Consider the following 25,246-nt stretch of genomic DNA (forward strand, 5'->3'; position numbering starts at 1 on the left):
GACCGGGCCTTTTTGCTGACCGGTCGCGGTCCATATATTCCTGAACGCTAATGTGATGGAACCGGGCGGGCAGCAGAAGTCTTAACTTGCAATCCTGCCGCGAAGGAGGCGCGGCAGATCAACCAACGGCGCTGGCGACAGCTGCGGGGGCATCGGTCGGCGCAAGGGAGGTGTCAGATGACACGTCTTATGGTGACGATACTTTGCGCCGCCGCGGCGGCGTTTTCCGCCGCCCCGGCAATGGCGGCCGAACAATGCGCGGCACGAGCCGACATGATCAAGGCGCTCGGCGAGAAGTTCCGTGAAAATCCGACCGCGCTCGGCGTCGTCAATCGGAATGTGATCGTTGAAGTCTTCGTTTCCGACCAAGGCACCTGGACCATCCTCGCCAGCGACACACGCGGTCAAAGCTGCGTGGTTTCGGTGGGTGAAGGCTGGGAGAGCGCGGTGACGACAGCGGCGCTGCCAGGCACCTGAGCGTGGCCCTTTTTTTGCTGCGGCCGCGGTTTCGGCATAGCCGCGCAGGCCGCGGTTCTCTGCGATCACCTTGAAACGGATCCACAGGCGCCCGCTGCGGGCGCCTGCTTGCGCTTTTTCGTTGCCGACACCATATATGGGAACATAGTGGGAACATCAAAAATCGTCCCCGCTGATGACAGACCGGAACACGGAAAGGAACGACGCGATGGTGATGACGTCGGAACCGGCCTGGATCGTTTCGGCAAAATGAGGCGTCTCCCTTTGCCGGACGTGATGGCAAAGGAGGTGCCCTATGGCACGCAAATCGCTATTGGGTTGGGTGAAAACCCTGGTTCTTGCTGGCGCATTGGCGGCGGGTACGAACGCCGCAAGCGCCCAATATCAGTACTGCGTTGAACATGGCGATCTCGTCGCCCACCTGACTGAGAATTTCCAGGAAAGACAGTTTGCTTTCGGGCTGATCGGTCAAGTGGCGATCATGGAAGTTTTTGTCGCCGAGACCGGAAGCTGGACGATCATCGTCACCGATGTCGCCGGCAGAAGCTGCATCGTCGCGGCCGGCGAACATTGGGAAAACGTGGTGATCCCGGCCGACCAGGACGCATGACGGTCAGGACACATTGATCGGATGAGCGGTCTCAGCGCGTAGCGGCCGTCTCGGCATGGCCGCGTAGCAGCGCCATCAGGCGCTTGGCATCTTTAGCGGCAGCATCTTCGTCGCCGGCGAGGATCGAGCGGATCAGCGCGACGTGGTGCTCGGCCGATTCGGCGAGCCCGGTTTCGGCCTTGTAGCGGAACCAGAAGCGGCGGCTGTGGGTCTGCAAGGGGGCGGCCAGCCGTGCGGCGAAGGGGTTGTCGGCAGCCAGCGCCAGCGCCTCGTCGAGCGCCTTGTCGGCTTGAATGAAGGCCAGCACATTGCCTGATATCACCGCTTTCTGCATGGCCAGTGCCGCATCGTGAAACAGGTCAGCGGCTTCACGGGTGACGAAGCGGGCGGCCGAGCGGGCGAGAACCACCTCGATGCCACGCCGCGCATCGAGGACGCGCAACCAGTCGCCGGGATGGAGCGGGGCAATGGCGATGCCGGCACGGGGCCGGACATCCAGCAGTCCTTCCCAAGCCAGTCGCTGGATCGCCTCGCGCACCGGCGTGCGGCCAAGCCCGAGCCTGTCGATCAGGGCGCCCTCGGTGATGAAGCTTGCAGGCGCCAGTTCGAGCGTCACGATCATATGCTCGAGCACACGGTAGGCTTTCGCCGCCGCAGGCTCGAATGCCGGGCTTGTGTCACTGGATATCAAAGGTGAGCTCCTGATATATTTTCGATATATCATAGCGAAATCCGTGTTGACAGTCCGTTTATTAATAAATATACGACTGATATATCAGATGGAGCGACCACCATGTGGACCGGAGTTTTCCCCGCCGTCACGACCAAATTCACTGAGGACGATCGTCTCGACCATGGCGAGATGGAGCGCTGCTTTGCGCTGCAGATGGAAGCCGGCTGCGACGGCATCATCGTCTGCGGCTCGCTCGGCGAAGGGCCGATGCTGTCACATGACGAGAAGATCGACGTGCTGAAGACCGCGCAGAAGATCGCAGGCAACAAGCCGGTTCTGCTGACGGTCAACGAAGCCGGCACGCGCGAGGCGGCGGCGATCGCGCGCCGCGCCGCGAAAGAGGGCGCCAACGGGCTGATGGTGGTGCCGAGCCCGATCTACCACACCAATGAGGAGGAGACGGTCGCCGCACTGCGCGCTGTCGCCGAGGCCGGCGACCTGCCGGTGATGATCTATTCCAACCGGCTTGCCTATCGTGTCGACGTTACCGTCGACCAGATGGAGGAGCTGGCGAAGGACAAGCGCTTTGTCGCCATCAAGGAATCCTCGGACGACATCCGCCGCTCGACCGAGATCATCAACCGCTTCGGCGACCGCTACGACCTGTTCACCGGCGTCGACAATCTGGCGTTCGAGGCGCTGTCGGTCGGCGCCATCGGCTGGGTGGCGGGGCTGGTCACCGCGTTTCCGCGCGAGACGGTCGCCATCTACCAGTTGATGAAGCAGGGTCGCCGCGAGGAGGCACTGAAAATCTACCGCTGGTTCCGGCCGCTGCTCGACCTCGACGTCTCGACCTATCTGGTGCAGAACATCAAGCTCGCCGAAGTCTTGGCGATCAGCACCAACGACCGCGTGCGCATGCCGCGCCAGCCATTGTCGGGCGAGCGCCGCAGGACGGTCGAAAAGATCGTCAGGGATGCGCTGGCGGCAAGGCCGGAGCTGCCGACGTTTTGAGGCAAGCTCTCTTCTTCCCGTTTTACGGGAGAAGATGGCGGCAGCCAGATGAGGGGCAGCGCCCACGTGCAAGGAATTTCCAAGTCGGCAAAAGCGGGGAGCCGCCCCTCATCCGCCCTTCGAGCACCTTCTCCCCGTGAACGGGGAGAAGGGGAAGACATCGCCATTATCGGCGGCGGCATCATCGGCGTCTGTGTCGCCGCCTATCTGGCCGAGGCAGGGCGAAACGTCACGATCTTCGATCGGACGGGGATCTGCGAGGAGACGAGTTCTGGCAATGCCGCCGCTCTGGCCTTTTCCGATGTGCTGCCGCTGGCCCACAAGGGCATGATCAGGCATCTGCCGAAATGGCTTGCCGACCCGCTCGGCCCGCTCAGCATCCCGCCCGCCTACCTGCCGAAGCTGCTGCCCTGGCTTGTCCGCTTCTGGCGCGCCGGGCGAACCGACCGCTACGAGGCCAGCCTCGCGGCGCAGGCAGGCATGATGCGGCTCGCCGAGGCCGAATGGGCCGGGCTGATGGCGCGCTCGGGCACCGGAAACATGCTGCGCGAGGACGGCTCGCTCGAACTTTACGAGAACGAGGCCGAGTTCAAGGCGTCGCTGCCCGGCTGGGCGGCGAGGCAGCGCTTCGGCATCGGCTTCAGCCATGTCGAGGGCGATGCGCTCGCCGCCTTGCAGCCGGGCCTGTCGCCGCGCTTCGTCAAGGGCACTTTCGTGCCGGGATGGAAGACCGTTACGGACCCGAAATCATTGGGCAAGGCGATCTGGGCCTATGCCGAGAAGAACGGCGCGCGTTTCGAAAAGGCTCGGATCGACCGTGTCGGAGCGGGGCAGGATGGCGCGACATTGACGCTGGCCGACGGCACGGCGCGGCAGGCAAAATGCCTCGTCATCGCCGCTGGCGCGTGGTCGCATCTCCTGGCGAAACATCTCGGCGACCGCATCCCGCTCGAAACCGAGCGCGGCTACAACACGACCCTGCCGAAGACCGCCTTCGACGTGAAGCGGCTACTGATCTTCTCCGGCCATGGCTTCGTCGTCACCCCGCTTGAAACCGGTGTGCGCGTCGGCGGTGCGGTCGAGCTCGGCGGCATTAAGCGGTCGCCCAACTACGCCCGCTCGAAAGCGCTGCTCGACAAGGCACAAAAATTCCTGCCGGGGCTTGATCCGGCCGGGGGGCGCGAATGGATGGGGTTTCGGCCGTCGCTGCCGGATTCGCTGCCGGTGATCGGTGGCGCCAGGCAGACCGGCACGATAGTCTATGCCTTCGGCCACGGCCATCTCGGCCTGACCCAGGCGGCTGCCACCGGACGCTTGATCCGCGATCTCATTCTCGGCCAAAATCCGGTGTTTGATCTTTCTCCGTTTTCTCCGAACCGCTTCTGACGGGATCTCGAAATGGCGCGCCACTCCTTCTTTTGCATCGACGGTCACACCTGCGGCAATCCCGTGCGGCTTGTCGCCGGCGGCGGGCCGCTGCTCCAGGGCGCGACGATGATGGAGCGGCGCGCGCATTTCCTGGCCGAATATGACTGGATCCGCACCGGGCTGATGTTCGAGCCGCGCGGCCATGATGTGATGTCCGGCTCGATCCTCTATCCGCCGACGAGGCCCGATTGCGACATCGCCATACTGTTCATCGAAACCTCGGGCTGCCTGCCAATGTGCGGTCACGGCACCATCGGCACGGTGACGATGGCCATCGAGCACGGGCTGATCAAGCCGAAGACGCCGGGTTTGCTCAGGCTGGACACGCCGGCCGGCCTGGTCGCCGCCGAATACAAACAGGTCGGCGAATATGTCGAGGAGGTCCGCATCACCAACGTGCCGTCCTTCCTCTATGCGGAGGGCCTGACGGTCGAATGTCCGCAGCTCGGCGAGATCAGTGTCGATGTCGCCTATGGCGGCAATTTCTACGCTATTGTCGAGCCGCAGGAGAACTATCGCGACATGGCCGACCATTCCGCCGGCGACCTCATCGCCTGGAGCCCGGTGGTGCGACAGCGGCTCAACGAGAAGTACTCCTTCGTGCATCCCGAGAATCCCGGCATCGACCGGCTGTCGCATATGCTGTGGACGGGTGCCCCGACCGACAGCCAGGCGGATGCGCGCAACGCCGTCTTCTACGGCGACAAGGCGATCGACCGCTCGCCTTGCGGCACCGGCACCTCGGCGCGGATGGCGCAGCTTCACGCCAAGGGCAAGCTTAGGGCCGGCGACGATTTCGTCCATGAATCGATCATCGGCTCGCTGTTCAAGGGCAGGGTCGAGAAGGAAGTCACGGTGGCAGGCAAGCCGGCGATCATTCCCTCGATCGGCGGCTGGGCGCGCATGACCGGATTGAACACGATCTTCATCGACGACCGTGATCCGTTCGCGCACGGATTCGTCGTCAAATAGAGAGGATCCTAACCCAAGGGAAACGAATGGAATGCAAAGATCGACTGCGTCGGCGGCGCAACGATCCCGCTCATCAACTTATTTTGACGGCGATTCCTTCGAAAGGACGTGCATTTTGACGCCGAATCGTCAAAGACATTGCGTTATGCCAATGATAGGGTCCGCGATAGTCCAGAGGCCGGAAGGGAAAGAACGGGCAATCCGAGTGGCGTGCTTCAAAATCACGCATGACGATTAAAAAATGACGTTGCAATCCGGGCTCGAAACTTTACGACTAGGGGAAATACGAAAAGGAATGCGTCTGCATGGGCGACATTCCAGGGGAGCCACGACAGCATGCAGTATTTTGTCCAGCAGCTTATCAATGGGCTGACGCTGGGATCGATCTATGGACTGATAGCGATCGGCTATACGATGGTCTACGGTATCATCGGCATGATCAATTTCGCCCATGGCGACATCTTCATGATCGGCGCCTTCACCGCCCTCATCGTTTTCCTCATCCTCGGTGCGTTGTTCTACTCGGTGCCGGTGGTGATCGCGCTCTTGATCATGATGATCGTCGCGATGCTGCTGACCAGCCTGTATAACTGGACGATCGAGAAGGTGGCCTACCGGCCCTTGCGCGGCTCGTTCCGGCTGGCGCCGCTGATCACAGCGATCGGCATGTCGATCGCGCTGTCGAACTTCGTCCAGGTGACGCAAGGCCCGCGCAACAAGCCGATCCCGCCGATGGTGTCCAAGGTCTACAATATCGAGGGCATCAGCGTATCGCTGAAGCAGATTATCATCGTCATCGTCACCGCGCTGCTGCTGGCGCTGTTCTGGTACCTGGTCAACAAGACGTCGCTTGGTCGAGCGCAAAGAGCGTGCGAACAGGACCGCAAGATGGCGGCGTTGCTCGGTATCGACGTCGACCGCACCATCTCGATCACCTTCGTCATGGGCGCGGCCCTTGCCGCCGTCGCCGGCACGCTATTCCTGATGTATTACGGCGTCATCGCCTTCTCCGACGGCTTCACGCCCGGCGTGAAGGCGTTCACTGCGGCCGTGCTCGGCGGCATCGGCTCGCTGCCCGGCGCCGTGCTCGGTGGGCTGATGATCGGCTTCATCGAGAGCATGTGGTCGGCCTATTTCTCGATCGACTACAAGGACGTCGCCGCCTTCTCCATCCTGGCGATCGTGCTGATCTTCCTGCCTTCCGGCATTCTGGGCCGGCCAGAAGTCGAAAAGGTCTGAGATCATGGCCGATACCGTATCTCCGGAGCGCGACATCGTCGCCACCCCTATGCAACGCGCCACGCGCGAGGCGCTTTATGCCGGCGCCATCGCGCTCGGCCTGTTCGTGCTGTTCATCGGCCTGAGGACCGATCAGAACATCTCGAACGAACTGATCCTCGTACAGCGCTGGTGGCTTCTCTTTACCGTGGTTGTGCTGACCATGGTCGGGCGCTTTGTCTATGTCGCCTATGGCCAACCCTTCCTGGCCAGCCAGAAGGTCGTCGACATCGCCACCGGCCTGTTGCCGGAGAGCGCGGCGACGCGGTTCTTCCGGTTGCCGTATTTCATCGCGGCCATCGTGATTGTTGCCGTGCTTGCTCTTCTGGCCGGCTCCCTCGATGATTTGCTGGGGCCGGGTCTTGCCGGTTATGCACGGTTCGCGCGAGCGCTGGCGATCATCTATGCCCTCGCCTCGGTGCTGTTCTATTTCCGCAGCTTCATCCATGCCCACTTCTCGGCATTGGGCATCGCCGCACTGGCGATTTATCCTGTCGTCGTCGTGCTGGTGCTTGCGGTGTACAGCGGATCGATGGTGGGCGGCTTTCAGGGCTCGCTGAAATGGGTCGACAATTTCGGCATCCAGATCCTGATCTATGTGATGCTGGCGTGGGGGCTGAATATCGTCGTTGGCCTCGCCGGCTTGCTCGACCTCGGCTATGTCGCGTTCTACGCCGTCGGCGCCTATGCCTATGCGCTGCTCGGCACGCATTTTGGTCTGTCGTTCTGGATCCTGCTGCCGGCCGCCGGGGCCATGGCCGCCTTCTGGGGCGTGCTTTTGGGCTTTCCGGTGCTGCGCCTGCGCGGCGACTATCTGGCGATTGTGACGCTGGCCTTCGGCGAGATCATTCGTCTCGTGCTGATCAACTGGCGCGAGGTCACCAACGGCTCGGCCGGTATTTCCGGTATCCCGAAGGTCTCTTTCTTCGGGCTGATGTCGTTCAACGTCGCGGACGAAAACTATATCGCCAAGGTGCTCGACATCGCCCAGTCGGGCGCCTACTACAAGATCTTCCTCTACTACCTGATCCTCGGGCTCTGCCTGCTCACCGCCTTCGTCACCATAAGGCTCAGGCGCATGCCCGTCGGCCGCGCCTGGGAAGCGCTGCGAGAGGACGAGATCGCCTGCCGCTCGCTCGGCATCAACACCACCACCACCAAGCTCACCGCCTTTGCCACCGGCGCCATGTTCGGCGGCTTCGCTGGCTCGTTCTTCGCTGCGCGGCAAGGTTTCGTCAGCCCTGAATCCTTCATCTTCCTGGAATCGGCGATCATCCTCGCCATCGTCGTGCTCGGCGGCATGGGCTCGCTGGTCGGCATCGCCGTCGCCGCCATGGTGATGATCGGCGGCACCGAGGCGCTGCGCGAACTCGATTTCCTGAAGCAGGTCTTCGGTCCAGATTTCACCCCGGAACTCTACCGCATGCTGCTGTTCGGTATAGCCATGGTCATCGTCATGGTTTGGAAGCCGCGCGGCTTCGTCGGCAGCCGCGAGCCGACAGCCTTCCTCAAGGAGAGCAGGGCCGTATCCGGCTCCTTCACCAAGGAAGGCCACGGCTGATGAGTGATGCGAGCCTATCCATGAACGATGCCATCCTGCAGGTCGAGCATCTGTCGATGAAGTTCGGCGGTCTCGTTGCCATCGGCGACCTGACCTTCCAGGCCAAGCGCGGCGAGATCACCGCGCTGATCGGGCCGAACGGCGCCGGCAAGACCACCGTGTTCAACTGCATCACCGGTTTCTACAAGCCGTCGGAAGGCATGCTCACGCTCAATCGGCGCGACGGCTCGAGCTATCTGCTTGAGCGCCTGCCGAATCATGAGATCCCGGCGCGCGCCAAGGTGGCGCGCACTTTCCAGAATATTCGTCTGTTCTCGGGCATGACGCTGCTGGAGAACCTGCTGGTGGCGCAGCACAACAAGCTGATGAAGGCGTCCGGCTACACCATTCTCGGCCTGTTCGGCTTCAGCGGCTACCGAACCGCGTCGGCCGAGTCGATCGACCTGGCGAGGCACTGGCTGGAAAAGGCCGATCTCGTCGACCGAGCCGACGATCCGGCCGGCGACCTGCCCTACGGCGCGCAACGGCGCCTGGAGATCGCGCGGGCCATGTGCACGGGTCCGGAGCTGCTCTGCCTCGACGAACCGGCCGCCGGCCTCAATCCGAAGGAATCGATGGCGCTCAACGAGCTCCTGATGGACATCAAAGACAACACCGGCACCTCAATCTTGCTGATCGAGCACGACATGGCGGTGGTCATGCAGATTTCCGACCATGTCGTGGTGCTCGAATACGGGCGCAAGATCTCGGACGGCAGTCCGCACGCGGTACGCACCGACCCGCGTGTCATCGCCGCTTATCTCGGGGTCGAAGACGAGGAAGTTGAGACTGTGCTGACGGAGGTCGGCGACGAAGACGTCATCGAGCAACTGGATACGGGCCCGGATTCGGCGCACGGGCCGGGCGCATCATCTTCGTATCTCGCCGGGCCGGTGACCGACACGGTCGGCCATAGCGAAGGCGAACGCGTCACGGTGTCGAAGGGCGCCTCGAAAGCCGGGCAGCTCGATACAAGGTCGAGTGCCGCAGCAAGCAAGCCAAGCTCGAAGCCTGCCGCAGCCAAACCCAGCGCGAAATCTTCTGCCGCAGCAAAGCCAGCCGCCAAGGCACCGGCCAAATCGAAAGTCGCGGGCGTTTCGAATCGGCTCACAGCAGCGCGTGGCGGCAAGGCCGACAACCTGACCCGCATCAAGGGCATCGGCACGGTCAACGAGAAGAAGCTCAACCAGCACGGCATCTTCCATTTCGACCAGATCGCGGCATGGAAGAAGGCCGACGTCGTGGCCGTCGAAGCCTATCTGGCCTTCGACGGGCGCATTGCGCGCGAGGACTGGGTTGGCCAGGCCAAGCTTCTTGCCGCCGGCAAGGAGACGGAATTTTCGCGCCGTGTCGATGCTGGGAAGGTGGAGACAAGCCATGCCTCTGCAACGCCTGCGGCGGGCAAGCGCGGGGGGCGCAAGTGATGGCCGGGACAACGCTGCTCGATATCAGGGGTGTCCAGACCTACTACGGCAACATCAGGGCGCTGAACGGCGTCGATGTCACCGTCAAGCAGGGCGAGATCGTGGCGTTGATCGGCGCCAACGGCGCCGGCAAATCGACGCTGATGATGACGATTTTCGGTGCTCCACGGGCGCGGGCGGGTACCATCACCTTCGCCGGCACCGACATCACCCAACTGCCGACCCATGAGATCGCGCGCATGCGCATCGCCCAGTCGCCGGAGGGCCGGCGCATCTTCCCGCGCATGACGGTGATGGAAAACCTGCAGATGGGCGCCAGCCTCGACAACCTCCAGCATTACGACGAGGACGCCGAGAAGGTGTTCACGCTGTTTCCGCGCCTGAAGGAACGCATTGCCCAGCGCGGCGGCACGCTGTCGGGCGGCGAGCAGCAGATGCTGTCGATCGCGCGCGCGCTGATGGCGCGGCCGAAGCTGCTCCTGCTCGACGAGCCGTCGCTGGGCCTGGCGCCGCTGATCGTCAAGCAGATCTTCGACGCCATCCGCGAGTTGAACCGCACGCAGGGGCTGACCGTGTTCCTGGTCGAGCAGAACGCCTTCGGCGCGCTGAAGCTCGCCACGCGGGGCTATGTCATGGTCAACGGCAATGTGACGATGAGCGGCACCGGCAAGGAGCTGCTCGCCGATCCGGACGTGCGTGCCGCCTATCTCGAAGGCGGCCATCACTGAGTTCAGGAGTCTTCATCATGCAGGGCATTCTCTATGAGGAACCCTCGGTCTGGCAGTTCTTCTTCGTCACCTGCCTGCTTGGCGGCTGGGCGGCCTGGATGACGGGCAAGGCCTGCGCCCAGACATGGCGCAGCTTCGTCCAGTTGTTCGCTTACATGCTCGGCCTCGGCATCGCCGTAAGGTTCATCCATCACGCGCTGTTCGACGGCACGATGTTCTCGCTGCAGTACTACATCGTCGATACCATCGTCCTGATGATATTGGGCTTCATCGGCTATCAATACACGCGCACCAATCAGATGGTGACACAGTATAGCTGGCTCTACGAAAGAGCATCGCTTTTGAGTTGGAAACCAAAAGGTTGATGTTCATCATTAACGCCGTTTCGGGGATGAATCGGCGTGACAAGTGCCTGAAAATCGGCAAAGTACGTTTTCTGCGAGTAAAAGTGGGCATCGCATGAAAGCATCATCCACGCCCACTCTGTAAATGGGAGCGTTTTACATGAGAAAATCACTTTTGTCCGCCGTCGCCCTGACCGCGCTCGTCGCGTTCAGCGGAAGCGCGTGGGCTGACATCCTGGTCGGCGTCGCCGGTCCGATCACCGGTCCGAATGCCGCTTTCGGCGCGCAGCTGCAGAAGGGCGCCGAACAGGCTGTCGCCGACATCAATGCGGCCGGCGGCATCAACGGCGAGCAGATCAAGCTCACGGTCGGCGACGACGTCTCCGATCCGAAGCAGGGCATCTCGGTCGCCAACAAGTTCGTCGGCGACGGCGTCAAGTTCGTGGTCGGCCACTTCAACTCGGGCGTTTCGATCCCGGCATCGGAAGTCTACGCGGAAAACGGTATCCTCGAGATCACGCCGGCCGCGACCAATCCGAAGTTCACCGAACGCGGCATGTGGAACACGTTCCGCACCTGCGGACGTGACGACCAGCAGGGCAGCATCGCCGGCGCTTACCTCGCGTCGAACTTCAAGGATGCCAAGATCGCGGTCATCCACGACAAGACGACTTACGGTCAAGGTCTTGCCGACGAGACCAAGAAGGCGATGAACGCTGCCGGCGTGACGGAAGTCATGTACGAAGGCGTCAATGTCGGCGACAAGGACTTCTCGGCGCTGATCGCTAAGATGAAGCAAGCCGGCGTTTCCATCATCTATTGGGGTGGTCTGCACACCGAAGCCGGCCTGATCATCCGCCAGGTGGCTGACCAGGGCCTCAAGGCCACGCTGGTTTCCGGCGACGGCATCGTGTCGAACGAGCTGGCCTCAATCGCGGGCGACGCGGTTGCGGGCACGTTGAACACGTTCGGCCCGGATCCGCGTCTGATTCCGGCGAACAAGGAACTCGTTGAGAAGTTCCGTGCGCAGGGCTTCGAGCCGGAGGCCTACACGCTCTACTCCTACGCCGCCATGCAGGCTATCGCGGGAGCCGCCACAGCCGCCAAGTCGAACGATCCGATGGAAGTTGCCAAGGCTCTCAAGGCGAATGGCCCGTTCAAGACGGTGCTGGGCGATCTTTCCTATGACGCGAAGGGCGATCCGACGCTGCCTGGCTACGTCATGTACGAATGGAAGAAGGGCGACGACGGCAAGTACACCTACATCCAGAAAATGTAAGCCTGTCGACGACGGCAGTTCCGGAATGCCCGGCGCTTCGCGCCGGGCATTTTTCGTTTGATGTGTTACCCGTTGTTAAAGCGTCCTTTGCGCATTCGAGGGAAACACGCGGCGCTCAGAGCAAAAAGAATCGATTTAAATCGGTTTAATCGCCGCCCGATTTTGTTTGCGCTGCAGCATTTTCGCGTTAATCATGGCGCCAGTTTCCTTCCCCGTCAGCGTCCGGAGCCTTGTCCTTGGCAATTTCGAAGATCCTTGTCGCCAACCGGTCCGAAATCGCCATCCGCGTCTTCCGCGCGGCCAACGAACTCGGCCTCAAAACCGTGGCGATCTGGGCCGAGGAGGACAAATACTCGCTGCACCGCTTCAAGGCCGACGAAAGCTACCAGGTTGGGCGCGGGCCGCATCTGACCAGGGATATGGGACCGATCGAAAGCTATCTGTCGATCGAGGAGGTGATCCGCGTCGCCAGGCTTTCGGGCGCCGATGCCATCCATCCGGGCTATGGGCTGTTGTCGGAAAGCCCCGAATTCGCCGAAGCCTGCGCCAAGGCCGGCGTCGTCTTTATCGGACCCAAGCCGGATACGATGCGCAGGCTCGGCAACAAGGTCGCCGCGCGCAACCTGGCGATCGAGGTTGGTGTGCCGGTGGTCCCCGCTACCGAGCCGTTGCCGGACGATATGGAGGCGGTGAAGGCGCTCGCCAAGACGATCGGCTATCCGGTGATGCTGAAGGCATCGTGGGGCGGCGGCGGCCGCGGCATGCGCGCCATCCGCTCGGAAACCGATCTCGCCCGCGAAGTGACGGAGGGCAAGCGCGAAGCGAAAGCCGCCTTCGGCAAGGACGAGGTCTATCTCGAAAAGCTGATCGAGCGCGCCCGCCATGTCGAGGTGCAGGTGCTGGGCGACACACACGGCAATGCCGTGCACCTGTTCGAGCGCGATTGCTCCATCCAGCGCCGCAACCAGAAGGTGGTCGAGCGCGCGCCGGCGCCGTATCTCGAAATGTCACGGCGCGAAGAGCTTTGCGATCATGCGCTGAAGATCGCCCGCGAGACGAGCTATATCGGGGCCGGCACGGTCGAGTTCCTGCAGGATGCCGACACCGGCAAATTCTACTTCATCGAGGTCAACCCTCGCATCCAGGTCGAGCACACCGTCACCGAGCAGGTGACGGGCATCGACATCGTCAAGGCGCAGATCCACATCCTCGATGGTTTCGCCATCGGCACGCCTGAATCGGGCGTGCCGGCGCAGAAGGATATCAGGCTCAACGGCCACGCGCTGCAGTGCCGCATCACCACGGAAGATCCCGAGCACAATTTCATTCCCGACTATGGCCGCATCACCGCCTATCGCGGCGCCACCGGTTTCGGCATCCGCCTCGATGGCGGCACCGCTTATTCGGGCGCGGTTATCACCCGTTTCTACGATCCGCTGCTGGAGAAGGTGACGGCCTGGGCACCGACGCCGGCCGAGACCATCGCCCGCATGAACCGGGCGCTACGCGAGTTCCGTATCCGCGGCGTGGCGACCAACCTTACCTTCCTCGAAGCGATCATCAATCACCCGAGTTTCGCCGACAATTCCTACACGACCAAGTTCATCGATACGACGCCGGAACTGTTCGCCAGCGTGAAGCGGCAGGACCGCGCCACCAAGCTGCTCAACTACCTGGCCGACGTCAGCGTCAACGGCCATCCCGAGACGCGCGGCCGGCCGCAGCCGAAGGCGGATGCGGCGGCGCCCATGGTGCCCTATCTCAACGGCAATGTGCCTGATGGCAGCAAGCAGAAGCTCGACGCGCTGGGGCCGGAGAAATTCGCGGCCTGGATGCGCGCGCAGAAAGAGGTGCTGGTCACCGACACGACGATGCGCGACGGGCACCAATCCTTGCTCGCGACGCGCGTGCGCACCTATGACATCGCCGGCATTGCCGGCACCTATGCGCGCGCGCTGCCGCAGCTTTTGTCGCTCGAATGTTGGGGCGGGGCGACCTTCGACGTCGCCATGCGCTTCCTCACCGAAGACCCGTGGGAACGGCTGTCGCTGGTGCGCGAGGCAACGCCCAATTTGTTGCTGCAAATGCTTTTGCGCGGCGCCAACGGCGTCGGCTACACCAACTATCCCGACAATGTCGTCCAGCATTTCGTCAAACAGGCCGCCGCCGGCGGCATCGACCTGTTCCGCGTCTTCGACTGTTTGAACTGGGTCGACAACATGCGTGTCGCCATGGACGCGGTCGGCGCCGAGGGCAAGCTGATCGAAGCGGCGATCTGCTACACCGGCGACATACTCGACCCGGCGCGAGCCAAATACGACCTCAAATACTATGTCGCGCTGGCCAGGGAGTTGCAGGCGGCCGGCGCCCATATCATCGCGGTCAAGGACATGGCAGGGCTCTTGAAGCCGACGGCGGCGCGCGCACTGTTCAAGGCGCTGCGCGAGGCGACCGATCTGCCGATCCACTTGCACACGCACGACACGTCAGGCCTGTCGGCGGCGACGGTGCTGGCGGCGGTGGACAGCGGTGTCGACGCCATTGACGCGGCGATGGACTCCTTGTCGGGCAACACCTCGCAGCCTTGCCTGGGCTCGATCGTCGAGGCGCTGAAGGGCACCGAGCGAGATCCGGGCCTCGACCCGCAATGGATCAGGAACATCTCGTTCTACTGGGAGGCGGTGCGCAACCAGTATGCAGCCTTCGAGAGCGACCTGAAGGGGCCGGCCTCGGAAGTCTACCTGCACGAAATGCCAGGCGGGCAATTCACCAATCTCAAGGAACAGGCGCGCTCGCTCGGGCTGGAGACGCGCTGGCACGAAGTGGCGCAGACCTATCACGACGTCAACCTGATGTTCGGTGACATCGTCAAGGTGACGCCGTCGTCCAAGGTTATCGGCGACATGGCGCTGATGATGGTAAGTCAGGACCTGACGGTCGCCGATGTCGAAAATCCAGCCAGGGATATCGCCTTCCCGGATTCGGTCGTGTCGATGCTGCGCGGCGATCTCGGCCAGTCGCCCGGCGGCTGGCCGGAGGCGCTGCAGAAGAAGGTGCTGAAGGGCGATAAGCCGATCACTGTGCGACCTGGCTCGCTGTTGAAAGCAGCCAATCTCAAGGCCAGCCGCAAGGAGATCGAGGAGAAGCTGGAGCGCAAGCTTAGCGAATTCGAATTCGCCTCGTGGCTGATGTACCCGAAGGTTTTTTCCGACTTTGCCGCAGCCCAGGAAACCTACGGGCCGGTCAGCGTGCTGCCGACGCCGACCTATTTCTACGGCATGAAGCCGGAAGACGAGATCTTTGTCGATATCGAGAAAGGCAAGACGCTGGTGGTGCGCTGCCTGGCCATCGGCGATGTCGACGAGAAAGGCATGGTCACCGTGTTCTTCGAGCTCAACGGCCAGCCGCGCCGGATCAAAGTGCCGGATCGCGCGCATGGCGCTTCCGCCGCCAAGGCGCGGCGCAAGGCCGAGCCGGGTAACGAGGCGCATGTCGGCGCGCCGATGCCGGGCGTGGTCTCGGCACTTGCCGTCGCCGCCGGCCAGGCGGTCAAGGCCGGCGACGTGCTGCTGTCGATCGAGGCGATGAAGATGGAGACGGCATTGCATGCCGAGCGTGACGGCACAATCGCCGAAGTGCTGGTGAAGGCCGGCGACCAGATCGACGCCAAGGATCTGCTGATCGCCTTCGGGTAAGGTGCGTTGATATTCAGGTGATGCCGGCCTGCAAAACGCCGGCTGCCTGCGCTTCCGGTGCTCACGTACTTAAGTACGCTCCGCTCCGGTTCTCGGCAGCCACCGTTTTCGGCTCGGCCTGACCTGAATCTCAACACACCTTGGGGTGTGCCTAACCCTTCATGCCGCATCGATAACAGCTTGACCGGTCGCCCCCGGTCGGGCATCGAACCGCTGCAAATTCGCCGCGACACGTTCCTGAGTCGCGGCATGGAAAACGACGCGGAGAAAAAAATGGCCGACGACATCACCGAGACCAGCCAGACTGTTGCCGCCGGCCAGCTGCGTGCCTTCATCGAGCGCATCGAGCGGCTCGAAGAAGAGAAGAAGACGATCGCCGACGACATCAAGGAAGTGTTCGCCGAGGCCAAGGGCACCGGCTTCGACACCAAGGCGATGCGGTCGATCATCCGGCTGCGCAAGAAGGACCAGGCTGAGCGGCAAGAGGAGGAAACCATCCTCGACCTCTACAAAGCCGCGCTCGGCATGGCGTAAGGCTGGTAACAGCCCTGGGCGCCGGTTGCGGCACCCTCAATGGGTCGAACCATGAGCGAATTCGACTTTGGCGTCCGTCGCGCCTCTGAATTCCGCCAACGCGGCTTCTGGACGCTGTTCGCGGAACGGCATCCGGAAGAAAGGGCTCTGATGGCGCGGCGCGGACCCTGGTTCTGGCAGCGCGGGCTGCCCGACTTCGCGTTTGTCCTTTCCATGTATGTCGCGCCGGCGCAGAACCATGTCGGCGTCTTCTTCGGCCGCAACGAGAAGTTCGGTGCCACGGAAGCCTGGTCGCGGTTGAAGCCGTTCCAGCCGGCGATCGAGGGCAGATTGAAACTCAGGCCGGAACAGAGTTGCGAGGGCCTCGGCATCAATTCGATGTGGCGGGTGAACTGTTTTGCCGAGGACAATTGGCCGGCCATGGCCGACTGGCTGGTGACGGAAGCATCGCGTTTCGAATGCGCCGTAGCCGAGGTTCTGGGAGACGATGGCGCAGCCGGTTCGTGACTTCACCTGCCTGTTGGCCGCTTGAGCTAGTTCGGCTTCGGCGTGTCGCGGCCGATCGCATCGATATGCTGTTGCAGCGCCAGATGGTCGAGCGCACCCATCGGCAGATTGGTGAACAGCGAGATGCGGTTGTTGAGCATGCGATAGGCATCGGCAAAGGCAAGATGCAGTTCGGCCTCGGTGCCGTCTGCCTTGGCCGGGTCCGGTATCGACCAGAGTGCGGTCATCGGATGACCCGGCCAGATCGGACAGGATTCGTTCGCGGTGCTGTCGCAAAGCGTGAAGATGAAGTGCATCTCCGGCGCGTCGGGCTCGGCGAACTCGTCCCAGCCTTTCGAACGGGCAAAGCTCGTATCGTAGTTGAGGCTTTCGAGCAGTTGCAGTGCGTAGGGATTGACCTTGCCCTTCGGCCGCGAGCCGGCGGAAAAGGCCTTGAACCTGCCGACACCAATCCGATTGAGGATGGCTTCGGCCATAATGGATCGCGCCGAATTGGCGTTGCAAAGAAACAGCACGTTGTAGACATTATCGCTCATCTCAAGACCTCCTTGACAGGCGACTGGATGATGGGGGCGGCAGATTCCGGCAATTTTCTCTGCCAAGATGCCGGCAAGGGCGACGTAGAAAGGTTTCACGACCGTTTGATGACAATCTGTCAAATCATATGCTTGCGTGCCGATGATCGACTTGCGTTGACTGGCTTGCTGCGTTCGACATTTCTGCGGCTGTCGAAAGAGAGAAGGCCGCGCCGATGAGTGCTCCCTTCGAAGGCGAAGGCGGTGAGGCAAGCCGCGCTCTAGGCTTCTTCCGCTCGCGCTGGCAAGGCACGGCCCCGCTCGATCGGCTGTTCTGGCGCGATCTTGTCCTTGTCGGCACGGCGATCAACATCGCAGTGTCGGTGCTGGCGCTGATCTTGCTCGGGCTAAAGCTGCCGCTCGCTCTCGTTCTGGCGGTGCATTTCGCGCCGGTGCCGTACAACTTCTTTCTGACTTTTGCGGTGTGGCGGACCGCCGAGAAATCCCCCAGCATCAAGGCTTCGCTGATGACGCTGGGGGCTGTGCTGTGGCTGATACTGGTGGTGGTGGTCTGACAGGACAGTGCTGCCAACGTCGAATTCCAGTCAGGCAGCCGGCTCGAATTTCAGCGCGACGCCATTGATGCAATAGCGCAGGCCGGTCGGGGGCGGACCGTCCTCGAAGACGTGGCCGAGATGGCTGCCGCAGCGAGCGCAGTGGCATTCTGTGCGGACCATGCCGTAGCTGCGGTCGACGGTCGTCTCGACCGAACCGGGCACCGGGTCGTTGAAGCTCGGCCAGCCGGTGCCGCTCTCGAATTTCAGCTTGGACTCGAACAAGGGCTGGTCGCAGCCGACACAGGAAAAGGTGCCGGCGCGCTTCTCGTGGAGCAAGGCGCAACTGCCTGGCCGCTCGGTGCCGTGGTTGCGCATCACCGCATATTGCTCTGGCGACAGGCGCGCGCGCCATTCGGCATCGGTACGGGTGACTGGGTAGGTATGGCTATCCATCTTTTTGCCTCTTAGCTCATGCCGCTGTTTGGGTTGCCTTCGCAAGTTCGCCTAAAATAGGCATTCGTTACGGCGTTTGCCCATATTTTCGATGCCGCGAAGAATTCCTCAGGCGATCGCCGCGAGATACCGCGCAACCGACGCTGCAAATGCCGCCTTTGCGTCTCCGATGACGTTCTGGTTCCACCATGCGCCATAGATATGGTCGAACGCGAAAGGCTCCAGCGCGGCCTTGATGCCGAGCACTTTCGCCGCATTGAGCGGGATGTAGTTCGGGTAGCTGTACATGAAGCTGACATGGCGGCGCGTAGGCGTCACCTGCAAGATGTCGCCGGCCAGGATGGCGTCGCCGCCGTCGCGCTTCCAGTGCAGCACCTGGCCGCCGGCAAAGTGGCCGCCGCAACGGATAAGTGTCAGCGAGGGGTTTAGGGCGCGCGTCTCGCCTTCCCAACTGATAACAGCCGGATGCGGCCGCATGACCCACTTGCGATCATCGGCGTGCAGGTAGATCGGCACGCCGCCAAACGCTTCGCTCCACTCAACCATCGCCGAATAATAATGGCAGTGCGAAATGGCGATCGCGGCCAAGCCGCCCCGTCGGTTGATCTCGGTCACCGCCTCGTCGCTGACCATCGAGATACAGTCCCACAGCACATTGCCGTGCGGGGTTTGTGCCAGCAACGCCCGCTGACCGATGGCGAAGCGCGGCTCGATGCCGAAGGCGAGCACGCCAGCGTCGTCTTTCATCACGATCCGATGCCCGGCGGCGAGTTCCTCCGGCGTGATCCAGGCCTGGCCCTCCCAGCGCACATATTGCCGCTCGTCCTCGCAGATCGGGCAATGGTCCGGCGGCGCGGCTGTTGCCGCGAATTGGACGCCACACTGCAGGCAAAGGAAACAGGTCATCGGCCTTCCTGTCTTGCGTTCCGAAAATCCACTCAGTGCTTCCTTGAAAGCTGTTTCGTCGCGGCTTCGAGCCCGGCGAGCGTCAGCGGAAACATGCGGCCGCCGAAGATATCGCGGATCATGGCGATCGAATGAGTATAGCCCCAGTGTTTCTCATTTTCCGGGTTGAGCCATACCGCGTTTGGCCATTGCTGCAGCAGGCGGTTGAGCCAGACGACGCCGGCTTCCGGATTCCAATGCTCGACCGAGCCGCCGGGATGCGCGATCTCATAGGGGCTCATCGAGGCATCGCCGACGACGATCATCTTGTAGTCCGGGCCGTATTTGTGGAGGAGGTCGAAGGTCGGCATCACCTCCGCATGGCGGCGGCGATTGTCCTTCCAGACGCCTTCGTAAAGGCAGTTGTGGAAGTAGAAGTATTCGAGCTGGCGGAATTCGGCGCGGGCAGCCGAAAACAGCTCTTCGACGCTTTTGATGTGATCGTCCATCGAGCCGCCGACATCGAAGAACATCAGCAGCTTCACGGCATTGCGCCGCTCGGGCCGTGTCTGCACGTCGAGATAGCCATGCTCGGCCGTGGCGTGGATGGTGCCGGGCAGGTCGAACTCCTCCTCGGCTCCTTCGCGCACCCAGCGGCGCAAGCGCTTCAGCGCGATCTTTATATTGCGGGTGCCGAGCTCGACGGTATCGTCGAAATTCCTGAATTCGCGCTTGTCCCAGACTTTCACCGCGCGGCGGTTGCGGCTCTCATGCTGGCCGATGCGAATCCCTTCGGGATTGTAGCCATAGGCGCCGAAGGGCGATGTCCCGCCGGTGCCGATCCATTTCGAGCCGCCCTGATGCCGGCCCTTCTGTTCCTCAAGCCGTTTTTTCAGCGTTTCCATCAGCTTTTCGAAACCACCCAGCGCCTCGACCAGCTTTTTTCTTCATCGGTCAGGTGCTTTTCGGCAAGCCGCCGCAGCCATTCCTCCGGAATGTTCTCGACGTCGACCGCGTTTTCGCCAGCCAGCGCTTCGACCCCCTTGAAGATATGCGAAAAGACCTGGTCGAAACGGTCGATGTGGCGCTCGTCCTTCACCAGTGCGGAGCGGGCGAGATAGTAAAAACCCTCGACGTCATAGTCGACCAGCCCCGCCTCCAGCCCTTCCAGCAGCGACAGATATTCCCGAAGCGAGACCGGAACACGCGCTGCCTTCAGTTCGAGGAAGAAGGGAATGAACATCGTACGACTTTATCTGTGACCTTCGATCTTCTCCCGTGCGGCGCTGGCGATGAAAGCGGAACGCGTGAGGCCGCGTCGGCTCGCTTCGGCATCGATTGCCGCCAAAAGGCCTGCGTCGAGCGACAGATTGGCCCGGACAGGCCGGCCGGAATCGATCAGCACGGGGATCATCACGGCAGATTCGCCGGCAGCGCTATCGATTTCGCCCAGTCGGAGCAGATCTGCCACCGTGCGCGCGGCGGGCAAGGGCAAGTGCTTCGCCATTCGTGCCTCGGCCCATTCGCGAACGGCGGAAGTCGCATCGGCTATCGCCTCCTCGGGACTTGCGCCACCGCCGTGACACCCGGGAAGATCGGGCACCCGCACCCCCCAGACATCATCTGCGCCGTCAAGAATTCCGACATAGTGCATCATGATTCGTCCCTAAATCCATCCAGCAAGCCGGGCGATCGACCGCGCGACACCCAGAGATTGTTCGCGATGCCGCGGCACGATGATCATGATCTCCGGCCTCTCCGGATGCTCATACTTCTCATGCTTGCCGCCGCCTACGTTCACCCAGCTATCGCGTAAAAGCCTCGTGACGATCTTGCGTGTGTTGGTCTCGATCAGTGGCACGGGCAGTCCTGATCATGCGCAATATATTGCGCAACAGCAGCTATTTCAATCGTCGGCAGCCATCACATCAAATCATATTCGATGAAGCCCGTGCGCCGCGCCACGTGGTCGTAGAGCTTGCGCGCGGTGGTGTTGGTCTCGTGCGTCATCCAGTAGACGTTCTTGACGCCGATCTTGCCGGCTTCCTGCTTCACCGCCTCGATCAGGGCGGCGCCGACGCCCTTGCCGCGCACATCCGGGTCGGCGAACAGGTCCTGGAGATAGCAGTTGTTTACCTGGGACCAGCAGGAGCGATGATAGAGATAGTGCGTCAAGCCGACCGCCTTGCCGTCGAGGGTGGCGATGAAACCTTTCGGCTCGAACTCGCCTGCCGTGAACAGGCGCTTCCAGGTGAGGGCGTAGACGTGCTCCGGCAGCTTGGTTTCGTAAAAGGTGAGGTAGGCGGTCCACAGACGCTGCCAGTCGGCATGGTCAGATTGTGCAAGTGGGCGGACGGTGATCTCGGTCATTTCATTTCCCTCTGAGGTCTGCAACCGATCCATCCCAATAGAATCGGCATCACGAATATCTTTGCCTATCCCGCCGGCAAATTATACTCGCGAAAAGCGGTCGCGAGCATGCGCAGCGCCTCTCGTGCCCGCGGCGCCAAAGCATGCGAATGCAAAACGATCTCCGAAGGCGGAATTGGCGGCAGGCCGAGTTTGCGGCCCACCTCGACCAAACCGGGGGGAACGACACGGTGGGCGAGGGCGGAAATGGCGAAGCCGGCCGATACCGCGATGTTGACGGCCGCGCCGCCACCGCCCACGAAAGCCTCACTCCAGGCGATGCCTGCCCTATCCAGCGCCTCGACCGCCCTCAGGCGGTCCGGGCAATTGCATACGGTGCTCAAAAGGGCCAGGCGCAATGGCGTTCCGGGCCGCCATTCGAAGGCAGGGGCCGCGAACCAGCCATAGTGGGTGCGCGACAGGGCTTCGCCGCGTCGGATGTCATCTTCCTGGTGCACGATCACAGCGTCGAGCTCGCCGCGATCGAAAGCTTCCTCCAGCATGGAGCTGGTGTCGATCCTTATGTTGAGCGCGAGCGAAGGATCATGGGCATAAAGCTGGGCTATCAGTGTTGAAAGCTTAGGCCCCGCAACATGATCGACAAAGCCGAGAGCAAGCCGACACGGCGCTGCGGAAAACTCCGCGACGGCGCGTTCATGGGCGGCAAGGAATTCACGGGCCGCGGGAAGGAAGACCGCTCCTCTTGCGGATAGAGCCACACGGCGCGGGGTCCGTTCGATCAAACGCGCGCCGAGCTTTTCTTCGAGCCGACGCAGCTTGACGCTTATCGTCGCCTGGGTGCTCCCCATCGCGGCAGCCGCCCGGGTGAAGCTCTGCAGGTCGGCCACCATGACGAAGGTGCGCACGGCGTCGACATCAAGGCTGGCCATTGCGATCATTCCATTTTGTCATTTCTGAAATAGAAACGCATAGCCTTTTTTCATAGTCAAGGCTCGTCTATGTCATGTCGGCCGCAGTTAAGGGCGCCGCTCGCAGCCCCTGTGAATGCTCCGATGGAAAGTGATCGATATGACGTTTCAAATTGACCGAAACACCGTTGCGCTCGTGGGCGCCTGCCTTGCCTCGCTGCTGTTCGGCCTCGAAATCTCCAGTGTGCCGGTGATCCTTCCGAAACTGGAAAGCGTGCTCGCCGCCGACTTCAAGGATCTGCAATGGATCATGAACGCCTACACCATTGCCTGCACCACGGTGTTGATGGCGACGGGAACATTGGCCGACCGTTTCGGCCGCAAACGCGTGATGGTGATCACCACCGTCGCCTTCGGCCTCACCTCTCTGCTATGCGGCCTCGCGCCGACCGCTCCGCTTCTGATCATCGCGCGCTTCTTGCAAGGCCTTGCGGGGGGCGCGATGTTCACCTGCAGTGTGGCGGTGCTGTCCCACCAGTTCCAAGACGGCAGTCAACGCGGCAAGGCCTTCGTAGCCTGGAGCGTCGTCTCGGGCATCGGGCTTGGTTTTGGTCCCGCCATTGGCGGATTGATCGTAACGCTGTCGAGCTGGCAGTGGGTGTTCCTCATCCATGTGCCACTCGCCATTCTTGCCTTGGTCTTCATCAGTGCCGGTGTCACCGAATCATTCGATCGCAACGCCCAGAAGCTTGACCGGGCCGGCATCCTCACGCTCTCGTTTGCGGTGTTCGGCCTCTCCTATCTGATCACGCAAGGGGCTGATCTCGGCTCTGGCGCCCGCATCGGCGTGGCAAGCGCGGCCGTGCTGGCTTTCATCGCGTTCCTTGTTGCCGAAAAGATCAACCCCTATCCGATGTTCGATTTCTCGGTGTTCCGCATTCGCCAATTTTCGGGAGCGATCATGGGCGGCATTGGCATGAATTTCAGCTACTGGCCGTTCATCATCTATCTGCCGATCTATTTTTCGGGAGTGCTCGGCTACGACAGCACCACGACCGGTCTGTTGCTGCTCGTCTACACGCTTCCCCTCATGCTGATGTCCTCGATAGCCGAGCGCTTGCGCGCACGCTATCAGGCGCGGGTGGCGATCCCGCTTGGCTTGCTGACATTGGGGATCGGCTTCATCGCCATGAGGGTAGGCTCCGGGCTCGAGGGGGCCAACTGGCTGACCATGCTGCCCGGCACGCTGATTGCCGGCATCGGCATCGGCCTGACCAATTCGCCGACCACCAACACCACGACCGGCTCAGTGTCGCCGGATCGTGCCGGCATGGCTTCGGGCATCGATATCAGCGCGCGCTTGATCACGCTCGCCATCAATATCGCGGTGCTGGGCTTGCTGTTGACGCAGGGGATCGTTTCTTATCTGCGCGAAGCATTGGGCACGGCCTTGGATCCCAATGAACTGCGCGCGCTGGCGGAGAAGATCGCCGCCGGAAATCTCGACGGCCTCTCGCAACACTCGCCCAAGCTCGCGATACTCGATCCGTCCGGCGCCATCGCGCATGCCGCTTTGGTCAACGGTTTTGGCTGGGTCATGCTCTATAGCGGGATCGGCGTTCTTGCTCTTGCCGTCATCAGCTTCATCATCTTCGGCCCCAAAAACGTCGCGCTGCAGGAGGCAAGAGGCCATCATACTGCTCACAGCGCAGGCGAAGCCCGCTCGTAGCGACTGCCTCCCAGCTCGGCGTCAGAGGCCGAGTTCCTGCGGCCCAGGATGACCGCTCCTCACCCCTGCCGTCTCGCCATGAAGGCCAGTTGCTCGAACAGATGCACGTCCTGTTCGTTCTTCAAAAGCGCACCATGCAATTTCGGCAGCGCGTTCTTCGGGTCGGCACGCAAATCCTCGGGCGCGATGTCATCGGCGACCAAGAGCCTGTTCCAGTCGAGTGCCTCGGAGGTCGACGGCTTCTTCTTCAGGCCCGGCACGTCGCGGATCTCGTAGAACTGGGTGAGCGCGGCGCGCACCAGGTTCTGCTTGATGCCGGGATAGTGCACGTCGACGATCCTGTGCAGCGTGTCGACGTCGGGAAAGCGAATATAGTGGAAGAAGCAGCGACGCAGGAAGGCGTCCGGCAGTTCCTTCTCGTTGTTGGAGGTGATGATGACGATCGGCCTGACTTCGGCGCGGATCGTTTCGCCAGTCTCGTAGACGAAGAACTCCATCCTATCGAGTTCCTGCAACAAATCGTTGGGGAATTCGATATCGGCCTTGTCGATCTCGTCGATCAGAAGCACCACCCTATTGGCCGTCGCGAAGGCATCCCACAGCTTGCCGCGCTTGATATAATTCCTGATGTCGTTGAAGCTGATATCGCCGAGCTGGCTGTCGCGCAGCCGCGAGACAGCGTCATACTCGTAGAGGCCCTGCTGCGCCCTTGTCGTCGACTTGACGTGCCATTCGATCAGCTCGAGGCCGAGCGCTGCCGCCACTTGCCTCGCCAGCTCGGTCTTGCCGGTGCCGGGCTCGCCCTTGACCAGCAATGGCCGCTCCAGCGCGATTGCCGCATTGACCGCCACCATCAGGTCCTTGTCGGCGACATAGGCCGCCGTGCCTTCGAAACGCATTCTTGCTCCTCGGTTTTTCATAGCAACCGTAAGGAGACGGTCCAGCCTGTGCAAGGCGCAGCAGCGAGGGCACGGTGAAACCTCATGCCGCGCAGCTCCCAGGCGGGTCTTTGTGACGAATTAAGCCGCGGAGCATGGCCGTCTCTCTGGCGCTTGGCCGATCGCCAGCCTATATTGGTTGTGACGGTCTGCGCTTCCCGGCAGGAGAACATTTTCCCCGGGGCCTTAATGATCCCTAGGGAGCTGTCCCTGGGAAGACCCGTGGGTTTTCTCATACGGCGCCCACCTACTTTGTAGGTTCCCGGGATCGCTCTCTCCACCGGTTGTGTGGATCGTCACTCGACGCAAAAGATCCACTCAAATTCGG

Annotated in this window: 25 protein-coding genes, 1 other RNA gene and 1 pseudogene; 17 read left to right on the forward strand and 10 right to left on the reverse strand. The window is 62.0% G+C overall.

Annotation, left to right across the window (positions count from 1 at the left end; genetic code table 11):
* Positions 1-177 precede the first annotated feature (177 nt).
* Entirely contained in the window at positions 178-477 is a 300-nt protein-coding gene (locus tag EOC94_RS01175) for a hypothetical protein (RefSeq protein ID WP_095487495.1), read from the forward strand.
* A gap of 295 nt (positions 478-772) precedes the next feature.
* Positions 773-1,087 carry a hypothetical protein gene (locus tag EOC94_RS01180; RefSeq protein WP_095487493.1) on the forward strand — a complete coding sequence of 105 codons (315 nt, stop codon included), beginning with the start codon at positions 773-775 and terminating at the stop codon, positions 1,085-1,087.
* Positions 1,088-1,118: 31 nt separating this feature from the next.
* Here EOC94_RS01180 and EOC94_RS01185 read toward each other — a convergent pair whose 3' ends face one another.
* On the reverse strand, positions 1,119-1,778 hold the full coding sequence (locus tag EOC94_RS01185) for a GntR family transcriptional regulator (RefSeq protein ID WP_127288358.1): 660 nt from the start codon (positions 1,776-1,778) through the stop codon (positions 1,119-1,121).
* A 102-nt stretch (positions 1,779-1,880) separates the two neighbouring features.
* Here EOC94_RS01185 and EOC94_RS01190 point away from each other — a divergent pair, with 102 nt between their 5' ends.
* The 12 genes from EOC94_RS01190 to EOC94_RS01245 all read left to right on the forward strand — a co-directional run bounded on the left by EOC94_RS01190 (position 1,881) and on the right by EOC94_RS01245 (position 16,563).
* Positions 1,881-2,774, forward strand: a complete 894-nt coding sequence (locus EOC94_RS01190; RefSeq protein WP_126104497.1) for a dihydrodipicolinate synthase family protein — start codon at positions 1,881-1,883, stop codon at positions 2,772-2,774.
* Positions 2,775-2,822: 48 nt separating this feature from the next.
* Complete coding sequence (locus EOC94_RS01195) at positions 2,823-4,160, forward strand: FAD-binding oxidoreductase (protein ID WP_127288359.1); 1,338 nt, start codon at positions 2,823-2,825, stop codon at positions 4,158-4,160.
* A 12-nt stretch (positions 4,161-4,172) separates the two neighbouring features.
* Positions 4,173-5,174, forward strand: a complete 1,002-nt coding sequence (locus tag EOC94_RS01200) for a 4-hydroxyproline epimerase (RefSeq protein ID WP_127288360.1) — start codon at positions 4,173-4,175, stop codon at positions 5,172-5,174.
* A gap of 336 nt (positions 5,175-5,510) precedes the next feature.
* Positions 5,511-6,413, forward strand: coding sequence for a branched-chain amino acid ABC transporter permease LivH (locus tag EOC94_RS01205; protein WP_127288361.1), 903 nt, complete (start codon positions 5,511-5,513; stop codon positions 6,411-6,413).
* Between the two features lie 4 nt (positions 6,414-6,417).
* On the forward strand, positions 6,418-8,013 hold the full coding sequence (gene livM / locus EOC94_RS01210) for a high-affinity branched-chain amino acid ABC transporter permease LivM (protein ID WP_127205693.1): 1,596 nt from the start codon (positions 6,418-6,420) through the stop codon (positions 8,011-8,013).
* The gene (locus EOC94_RS01215) at positions 8,013-9,476 is read left to right on the forward strand and encodes an ABC transporter ATP-binding protein (RefSeq protein WP_127288362.1); all 1,464 of its coding nucleotides are present in this window, start codon (positions 8,013-8,015) and stop codon (positions 9,474-9,476) included. The genes livM and EOC94_RS01215 overlap by 1 nt, the downstream gene beginning before the upstream one ends.
* Complete coding sequence (locus EOC94_RS01220) at positions 9,476-10,204, forward strand: ABC transporter ATP-binding protein (protein WP_126107320.1); 729 nt, start codon at positions 9,476-9,478, stop codon at positions 10,202-10,204. The genes EOC94_RS01215 and EOC94_RS01220 overlap by 1 nt, the downstream gene beginning before the upstream one ends.
* Positions 10,205-10,221: 17 nt before the next feature.
* Entirely contained in the window at positions 10,222-10,569 is a 348-nt protein-coding gene (locus tag EOC94_RS01225; RefSeq protein WP_126104501.1) for a DUF6867 family protein, read from the forward strand.
* 139 nt (positions 10,570-10,708) lie between these two features.
* Positions 10,709-11,827 carry a branched-chain amino acid ABC transporter substrate-binding protein gene (locus tag EOC94_RS01230; protein WP_095487475.1) on the forward strand — a complete coding sequence of 373 codons (1,119 nt, stop codon included), beginning with the start codon at positions 10,709-10,711 and terminating at the stop codon, positions 11,825-11,827.
* Between the two features lie 236 nt (positions 11,828-12,063).
* Positions 12,064-15,522 carry a pyruvate carboxylase gene (gene pyc, locus EOC94_RS01235; protein ID WP_127288363.1) on the forward strand — a complete coding sequence of 1,153 codons (3,459 nt, stop codon included), beginning with the start codon at positions 12,064-12,066 and terminating at the stop codon, positions 15,520-15,522.
* Between the two features lie 273 nt (positions 15,523-15,795).
* Positions 15,796-16,056: a DUF2312 domain-containing protein gene (locus tag EOC94_RS01240; RefSeq protein WP_127288364.1), complete on the forward strand. Its 261-nt coding sequence runs from the start codon at positions 15,796-15,798 to the stop codon at positions 16,054-16,056.
* 51 nt (positions 16,057-16,107) lie between these two features.
* Positions 16,108-16,563 carry a hypothetical protein gene (locus EOC94_RS01245; RefSeq protein WP_127288365.1) on the forward strand — a complete coding sequence of 152 codons (456 nt, stop codon included), beginning with the start codon at positions 16,108-16,110 and terminating at the stop codon, positions 16,561-16,563.
* A gap of 26 nt (positions 16,564-16,589) precedes the next feature.
* Here EOC94_RS01245 and EOC94_RS01250 read toward each other — a convergent pair whose 3' ends face one another.
* A complete protein-coding gene (locus EOC94_RS01250; RefSeq protein WP_127288366.1) occupies positions 16,590-17,099 on the reverse strand; it encodes an arsenate reductase ArsC in 510 nt (169 codons plus the stop codon).
* 215 nt (positions 17,100-17,314) lie between these two features.
* Here EOC94_RS01250 and EOC94_RS01255 point away from each other — a divergent pair, with 215 nt between their 5' ends.
* Positions 17,315-17,653 (forward strand): hypothetical protein, encoded by a 339-nt coding sequence (locus EOC94_RS01255; protein ID WP_126104504.1) that lies wholly within the window; start codon positions 17,315-17,317, stop codon positions 17,651-17,653.
* Between the two features lie 30 nt (positions 17,654-17,683).
* On the opposite strand, the gene msrB is transcribed toward EOC94_RS01255, so the two are convergent.
* The 7 genes and pseudogenes from msrB to EOC94_RS01290 form a co-directional block, all read right to left on the reverse strand.
* The gene (msrB, locus tag EOC94_RS01260) at positions 17,684-18,088 is read right to left on the reverse strand and encodes a peptide-methionine (R)-S-oxide reductase MsrB (protein ID WP_095487465.1); all 405 of its coding nucleotides are present in this window, start codon (positions 18,086-18,088) and stop codon (positions 17,684-17,686) included.
* A gap of 108 nt (positions 18,089-18,196) precedes the next feature.
* Complete coding sequence (locus EOC94_RS01265; protein ID WP_127288367.1) at positions 18,197-18,994, reverse strand: MBL fold metallo-hydrolase; 798 nt, start codon at positions 18,992-18,994, stop codon at positions 18,197-18,199.
* A gap of 32 nt (positions 18,995-19,026) precedes the next feature.
* A pseudogene (locus EOC94_RS01270) lies at positions 19,027-20,216 on the reverse strand (VWA domain-containing protein).
* Between the two features lie 9 nt (positions 20,217-20,225).
* The gene (locus tag EOC94_RS01275; RefSeq protein ID WP_206637182.1) at positions 20,226-20,630 is read right to left on the reverse strand and encodes a type II toxin-antitoxin system HicB family antitoxin; all 405 of its coding nucleotides are present in this window, start codon (positions 20,628-20,630) and stop codon (positions 20,226-20,228) included.
* A 9-nt stretch (positions 20,631-20,639) separates the two neighbouring features.
* Complete coding sequence (locus EOC94_RS01280; protein WP_127288368.1) at positions 20,640-20,834, reverse strand: type II toxin-antitoxin system HicA family toxin; 195 nt, start codon at positions 20,832-20,834, stop codon at positions 20,640-20,642.
* 62 nt (positions 20,835-20,896) lie between these two features.
* The gene (locus EOC94_RS01285) at positions 20,897-21,343 is read right to left on the reverse strand and encodes a GNAT family N-acetyltransferase (protein ID WP_127288369.1); all 447 of its coding nucleotides are present in this window, start codon (positions 21,341-21,343) and stop codon (positions 20,897-20,899) included.
* A gap of 65 nt (positions 21,344-21,408) precedes the next feature.
* Positions 21,409-22,272 carry a LysR family transcriptional regulator gene (locus EOC94_RS01290; RefSeq protein WP_127288370.1) on the reverse strand — a complete coding sequence of 288 codons (864 nt, stop codon included), beginning with the start codon at positions 22,270-22,272 and terminating at the stop codon, positions 21,409-21,411.
* Positions 22,273-22,411: 139 nt separating this feature from the next.
* On the opposite strand from EOC94_RS01290, the gene EOC94_RS01295 reads away from it, so the two are divergent.
* A complete protein-coding gene (locus tag EOC94_RS01295; RefSeq protein WP_127288371.1) occupies positions 22,412-23,980 on the forward strand; it encodes an MFS transporter in 1,569 nt (522 codons plus the stop codon).
* A 59-nt stretch (positions 23,981-24,039) separates the two neighbouring features.
* On the opposite strand, the gene EOC94_RS01300 is transcribed toward EOC94_RS01295, so the two are convergent.
* Positions 24,040-24,879, reverse strand: coding sequence for a MoxR family ATPase (locus tag EOC94_RS01300; protein WP_127288372.1), 840 nt, complete (start codon positions 24,877-24,879; stop codon positions 24,040-24,042).
* A 182-nt stretch (positions 24,880-25,061) separates the two neighbouring features.
* On the opposite strand from EOC94_RS01300, the gene ssrS reads away from it, so the two are divergent.
* Positions 25,062-25,217: non-coding RNA, 6S RNA (ssrS, locus tag EOC94_RS01305), on the forward strand.
* Positions 25,218-25,246: the final 29 nt, after the last annotated feature.

Origin of the sequence: Mesorhizobium sp. M6A.T.Ce.TU.016.01.1.1 (assembly GCF_003997065.1) — a bacterium.
Taxonomy (GTDB): Bacteria; Pseudomonadota; Alphaproteobacteria; order Rhizobiales; family Rhizobiaceae; genus Mesorhizobium; species Mesorhizobium mediterraneum.